General features: G+C 43.7%; 6 protein-coding genes and 1 pseudogene. 6 read left to right on the plus strand and 1 reads right to left on the minus strand.

What is annotated here, in order from left to right:
* Positions 1-60 precede the first annotated feature (60 nt).
* Positions 61-1,320 carry a phosphatase PAP2 family protein gene (locus ACT8YW_RS12130; RefSeq protein ID WP_444105181.1) on the plus strand — a complete coding sequence of 420 codons (1,260 nt, stop codon included), beginning with the start codon at positions 61-63 and terminating at the stop codon, positions 1,318-1,320.
* Positions 1,321-1,358: 38 nt separating this feature from the next.
* Here the strand turns inward: ACT8YW_RS12130 and ACT8YW_RS12135 are convergent, their stop codons facing one another.
* The gene (locus ACT8YW_RS12135; protein WP_444105183.1) at positions 1,359-2,255 is read right to left on the minus strand and encodes a helix-turn-helix domain-containing protein; all 897 of its coding nucleotides are present in this window, start codon (positions 2,253-2,255) and stop codon (positions 1,359-1,361) included.
* 253 nt (positions 2,256-2,508) lie between these two features.
* Between ACT8YW_RS12135 and ACT8YW_RS12140 the strand changes: the two are divergent.
* From ACT8YW_RS12140 to ACT8YW_RS12160, 5 genes and pseudogenes are all read left to right on the plus strand, one after another.
* A pseudogene (locus ACT8YW_RS12140) lies at positions 2,509-2,868 on the plus strand (putative quinol monooxygenase); the annotation flags it as partial.
* A gap of 11 nt (positions 2,869-2,879) precedes the next feature.
* A complete protein-coding gene (locus ACT8YW_RS12145; protein ID WP_444105185.1) occupies positions 2,880-3,707 on the plus strand; it encodes a carboxymuconolactone decarboxylase family protein in 828 nt (275 codons plus the stop codon).
* Between the two features lie 39 nt (positions 3,708-3,746).
* The gene (locus ACT8YW_RS12150) at positions 3,747-4,313 is read left to right on the plus strand and encodes a sugar O-acetyltransferase (protein ID WP_444105187.1); all 567 of its coding nucleotides are present in this window, start codon (positions 3,747-3,749) and stop codon (positions 4,311-4,313) included.
* Positions 4,314-4,389: 76 nt separating this feature from the next.
* Positions 4,390-4,953 carry a flavodoxin gene (locus ACT8YW_RS12155; RefSeq protein ID WP_444105189.1) on the plus strand — a complete coding sequence of 188 codons (564 nt, stop codon included), beginning with the start codon at positions 4,390-4,392 and terminating at the stop codon, positions 4,951-4,953.
* A gap of 12 nt (positions 4,954-4,965) precedes the next feature.
* Positions 4,966-6,129 carry an aldo/keto reductase gene (locus tag ACT8YW_RS12160; protein ID WP_444105191.1) on the plus strand — a complete coding sequence of 388 codons (1,164 nt, stop codon included), beginning with the start codon at positions 4,966-4,968 and terminating at the stop codon, positions 6,127-6,129.
* The last annotated feature ends 145 nt before the right edge of the window (positions 6,130-6,274 follow it).

Raw genomic sequence — 6,274 nt, forward strand, 5'->3', positions numbered from 1 at the left:
AACTTTCCACAAAGTTGCCTGTTATCTTTGCTATCCTAATTCAAGAAGATTTATGATAGCATGAAAAAGATTGTAATATGCATTGTTGGCATTTGTAGCTTTTCTTTCTTATCGGCTCAAGATTTGGCAGATAATGTAATGGCAGAAAGAGGGGATAGTTTGCGTATCTCTACAACAACCAATTTTAGTAGAAGGCTTGATAAATTCTCATCTTCCCGTTTCTATCAGATGACGTATATCGGCGTTCCGTTAATTGTTGGTGGCTTGATTGTAAAAAGTGAGGACGATCATTTTCGAGGTTTACGTAACGAATATCTGCCCCGTTTCAATCGTCATTTGGATGATTATATGCAATATGCCCCTGCTGCGGTGATGCTTGGTATGAAAGCAGCCGGAGTGCAAAGTCGTAGTTCATGGGGTAGAATGCTCGTTTCCGATGCTTTTTCTGCACTGCTGATGGGTGGTGTGGTAAATACTTTGAAGCAAACGACGAACGTCGAGCGTCCGGATGGCTCAAACAAACACTCTTTTCCATCCGGACATACGGCTACGGCATTTATGACTGCTACCATGTTTACTAAGGAATACGGACATAAAAGTCCGTGGGTAGGTGTCGGAGCATATAGTGTGGCTACTGCAACCGGTCTTATGCGGATGGCAAACAACAAGCATTGGTTAAGTGATGTATTGACGGGTGCAGGAATCGGAATATTGTCAACGGAAGTGGGGTATTACTTTGCGGATCTGATATTCAGAGAAAAAGGGATCAATAGGTTTGCGAATGAAAATATGTTCGACAGGATGGATAAGCCTTCATTTGTCAGTTTGTATCTCGGGCTGAATATTCCGTTGAGCGGTTATGATATCGACGAAGAAATGGAGTTCCGTACTTCATCAGGCAGTTCGGCCGGTGTGGAGGGGGCCTATTTCTTTAATCCGTATGTAGGCGTTGGAGGACGATTCACAGTTTCCAATACTTTGATTATTGTCAATGAAGAACAGGCAGAGAATAACACATTTGATGCGATATCGCTTTGCGGAGGAAGCTATTTTTCATATCCGTTGTCTTCCCGATGGCTGATAGGCAGTAAACTTCTGGGTGGATACGTGCATTATCCACAATTGGAATTAACTGACCGGTCGGTTTCTGCAAGAAGTGGTTTCTGCATGGGAAGTGGGATTTCCTTGACGTTCAAAGCAAAGGAATATTATGGAATCCGTTTTTTTCTCGATTATAACTTACTTCCGTCACATAGCAGAAACAGTGGTGAGTATATGAATATGCTTACTTTAGGGTCGTCATTTATGATTACGTTCTAAATCATAGCATATTTATTCTTACCTTTTTCATATAAAGACTAATTCTGTGAGCGGAATTCATTGGGGGTACAACCTGTAATCCGCTTGAACATCCGGCTTAGATGCTGCGGATATTGGAATCCCAATCCGTAAGCAATTTCACTTGTAGTCTTGTCTGTTGCCAGCAAAGCTTCTTTAGCGCGTTCGATCAGTTTATTCTGGATATATTCCGAGGCGGTCTGTCCCGTCTGTTTGCTAATCATATCCCCGAAATAGTTTGCTGATAGAAATACTTTGTCGGCAAAGTATTTAACGGTAGGTAATCCCTCTCGTAGTGGAGTCTCGTTGTAGAAATACTCATCCAGCAACCGTTCGAAACGGACGATGATATCTTTGTTCACTTCTTCGCGTGTTGTGAACTGTCGTTCGTAGAAACGCATGCAATAATCGAGCAGTAGTCCGATATTGGCACAAATTAATCGGCGGCTGTGCTTGTCTATGTTGTGTTTCAGTTCTATCTCAATCTTATGCAGGCAATCCATCACGGTCTCCCGTTCCTCCTCTGAAAGGTGTAATGCCTCACGGGTTTCGTAGGAAAAGAAAGAATAGTTCTTGATCTCCTGACCGAGTGCCGTGCCACGAATCAGGTCGGGGTGAAACAGGATGCCATGAGCGTTTGGTTGGACATCTTTAACCATCTTGGTTTCTGCCACCTGTCCCGGAGCAAAACTGACAATCGTGCCGTCCTGATAGTCATAGTTCTGACGGCCATACATGATATTTCCGCAATAAGTATCTTTCAGAAAAAGAGCATACACGCCGTAGTTGATCTTGAAATGTTCCGGCCATTGCGTTGCTTTTGACAGATCGACAACACTTACCAACGGGTGTCGTGTTTCGAGTCCGAAAAGTTTGTTGTATTTATCTACCTCATCAAGTTTAATAACCTCTTCCATAATCCTTTCTTTTATATTCTTTATCGCAAATATAATTCATTTTATTTGAATTATATATGGCTTTATTACAGAATCGAGGATTTGGGTACAAATATCAGTAAATCATATACAAGCCCACTCGTTTTATCGCAGTAAATTTGCAATCAGAAGTTTAACAATGAAAAGATAGAAGATGATGAGAAAAATAATTCTAAGTGTTTTGTCTTTATTCGTTATGTTATCATGCTGTATGACAGGGAAAAAGGATACAAAACAACAGCCTGGTATGTGCGCTAAATTACCTATGGCGGCTGACGGTATTGTACGGCTATCGAAAATCGAGGTTTATCCGGAGTATCTTGAAGAATATATGAAATATGCAGCCGAAGTGGGTGAAGTCTCCTTGCGTACTGAACCGGGAGTGCTGACTATGTATGCCGTCAGCGAAAAAGAGAATCCCGGCAGGATAACTATTCTTGAAACTTACGCGAGTCAGGAGGCTTATAAATCTCATATTGCATCGGAGCATTTTCAAAAGTACAAGCAAGGAACGCTGCACATGGTTAAGACTCTCGTACTCTCTGACCAAATGCCGCTTAACCCCGCAAATTGCATTAATAACTTTATTCAATAAACGAAATGATTATGAATAAACTCCTTTTATTTTCAGTATTTAGTATTTTAACACTCAATGTTATGGCACAAGAAAAGATAGTACAGACGGCAGGACGCGACCAGTTAGGAACGTTTGCCCCCAAGTTTGCGGAACTCAATGACGATGTTCTCTTTGGAGAAGTTTGGAGCCGCACTGACAAACTCGGTCTGCGTGACCGCAGTTTAGTAACCATTACCTCCCTTATCAGTATGGGAATCACGGATAATTCGCTCGTTTATCATCTTCAGTCGGCGAAGAAGAACGGCATCACCCGCACGGAGATTGCAGAGATTATCACTCATATAGGTTTCTATGCAGGTTGGCCGAAGGCGTGGGCAGCATTCAATTTGGCAAAAGGAGTATGGTCTGAAGATATTGTTGGTGAGGATGCCAAAACAGCTTTTCAGCGTGAGATGATTTTCCCTATTGGCGAACCCAATACAGCCTATGCACGGTATTTTATTGGTAACAGTTATCTTGCTCCGGTTTCGCGCGAGCAGGTGAATATCTCTAACGTTACTTTTGAACCGCGTTGCCGCAATAACTGGCATATTCACCGTGCAACGAAAGGTGGCGGACAGATGCTTATCGGTGTAGCCGGTCGAGGTTGGTATCAGGAAGAAGGTAAACCGGCGGTAGAGATTCTGCCTGGTACGGTTATCCATATTCCTGCCAATGTGAAACACTGGCACGGAGCTGCTGCCGACAGTTGGTTTGCTCATCTGGCTTTCGAAGTTTCCGGCGAGAACACTTCCAATGAGTGGCTTGAACCGGTTACAGATGACGAGTATAACAAACTCGAACAGACTAAACGATGATTTTTGCTAATCCTGTTTTATCTTTTGAAAGGAAATAATATGACTACCGAGGAATTTAAGGAATATGTAAAGACACGCAAGGCGCTTAATACAGAAGAAATACATCGTTTGATGGACGATATGAGCAATGAGGCAAGACGTATCACCTTCCAACTGAATATGGCATATCATACACCGGACGAAGTGCGCCGATTACTCTCCGGGTTGTTCGGTTATCAGGTGCCATCATCGCTCCGGGTCTTTCCACCGTTTTATACGGATTTTGGTAAGAATATTACCGTTGGTGAGGGTGTGTTTATTAATGCCTGCTGTCATATTCAGGATCATGGTGGTGTGACTATTGGCGACGGTTGTCAAATCGGGCATAATGTTGTTTTTGCTACACTTAATCACGGGTTGGCTCCGCAAGACCGTAAAACGACTTATCCTGCACCTATCGTACTCGGTAAGAATGTATGGATAGGTTCTAACGCGACGATTCTTCAGGGAGTGACTATCGGTGATAATGCTGTTGTAGGTGCCGGAGCTGTAGTGACAAAAGATGTGGAAGCGAATACGGTTGTAGGTGGTGTTCCTGCACATTTTATCAAAGTAATAGAAGAATGAGAACGCCTGTGGGATTACTCCATCGTGATAATGTCTAAATTAATTAGTGATAAGAAATATTTAAAATCAAAATAAAATGAAACAGATTATATTCATATTTATGAGTCTCCTTTGCTTTAGCTGCTCATCAAAAGCGCAGAATCAGATAGCGGATACTAATGTACAGTCCGATAAGAAAATCCTGGTTGCCTATTTCTCTTGTACTGGAACTACAGAAAAAGCTGCCGATGCCATTGCAAAAACGGTTGGCGGAAAATTTTACCGGATAACTCCCGCTACGGCCTATACCTCGGCAGATCTCGACTGGAACAACAAGAGTAGCCGTAGTTCAATTGAAATGACGACTGAAAATTCACGTCCGGAATTGGGTGGAGAAGCGCTTGAACTGAAAGATTACGACGTGGTATTCCTTGGTTACCCGATATGGTGGAATTTATGTCCGCGTCCGGTCAACACATTCCTTGAGAAATATGATTTCTCCGGTAAAACCGTTATTCCATTCGCTACTTCCGGAGGAAGCTCGATAACTAATAGTGTAAAACAACTCAAGAAACTTTATCCAAAAATTACATGGGGAGAAGGGCAGTTGTTGAACGGAAGCGTTAAGCAAGCCGGAGAGTGGGCGAAAGGAGTAATATAAAAACGTAAATTTATGGAAGAGAACAATAAAATGAATATTAGCCGTCGCGGATTTCTCAAGGCGACGGCACTGGCGGGAGCAGCATTGGCTGTGCCGACTGGATTGGATAAGGTTTTTGCATCTGAAACGAAGCAACCCGAAACATCCCGTACTGATAATGGAATTGCACGTATCAGAGAGCATCGAGTATTGGGTACAGGTAAGGCGGCTTTCGAAGTATCGGCACTTGGTTTCGGTGTGATGGGGATGACTTACAACCGCAGTCAACATCCGGATAAGAAACAGTGCATCCGCTTGTTGCATGAAGCGGTAGATCGTGGCATTACGCTCTTCGACACCGCCATTATCTATGGACCGCTAACGAATGAAGAACTAGCCGGGGAAGCATTATCCGAATTTAAAGGCCGGATTAACGTAACGACTAAATTCGGACATGAGGTAATTAACGGAAAAGCCACGGGACGTCAGAACAGCCGCTCGGAAACCATCCGTCGTTATTGTGAAGAGTCACTCCGTCGCCTCCGACTCGATTCACTTCCCATGTTTTACCAGCACCGTGCTGATCCGGATACTCCGGTGGAAGAGGTAGCATCGACTATCGCCGACCTGATGAAAGAAGGGAAGGTGCAGCGTTGGGGAATGTGTGAAGTGAGTGCCGAGAGTATTCGCAAGGCTCATGCTGTATGTCCGCTCACAGCGATTCAAAGTGAATATCATTTGATGCATCGTTTGGTGGAAGAAAACGGAGTGCTCGACACCTGTCGGGAATTGGGTATCGGTTTTGTTCCATACAGTCCGTTAAATCGCGGTTTTCTGGGTGGTTGTATCAATGAATACACGGTTTTTGATCCGAACAATGATAACCGCCAGACCTTGCCACGTTTTCAGCCGGAAGCGATGCGGATGAATACCCGTATCGTGAATGTTCTACAAGCTTTTGGCCGCACGCGAGGCATGACCTCGGCGCAAGTAGCACTCGGCTGGCTGTTGCAGAAAGCACCTTGGATCGTGCCAATTTCCGGAACGACGAAACTGTCACATCTCGAGGAAAACCTATATACATTGTCTTTTGCTCTTTCGCCCGAGGAGTGGAAAGAATTGGAGGATGCCGTTGTAGCTATTCCTGTTATAGGAGACCGATATAATGCAGAACAGCAACGGCAGGTAGGTCGTTGAGAATTTCTTTTTCTCTATTAGATAGAACTGTGAATTAGATAAGCATTTATTATTAAATAAAAAAGGAGAATGATTTTACTCATTCTCCTCTGCGGTGCGTACGGGACTCGAACCCGTGACCCCATGCGTGACAGGCATGTATTCT

The sequence above is a fragment of the Bacteroides sp. genome (assembly GCF_052357945.1).
Taxonomy (GTDB): Bacteria; Bacteroidota; Bacteroidia; order Bacteroidales; family Bacteroidaceae; genus Bacteroides.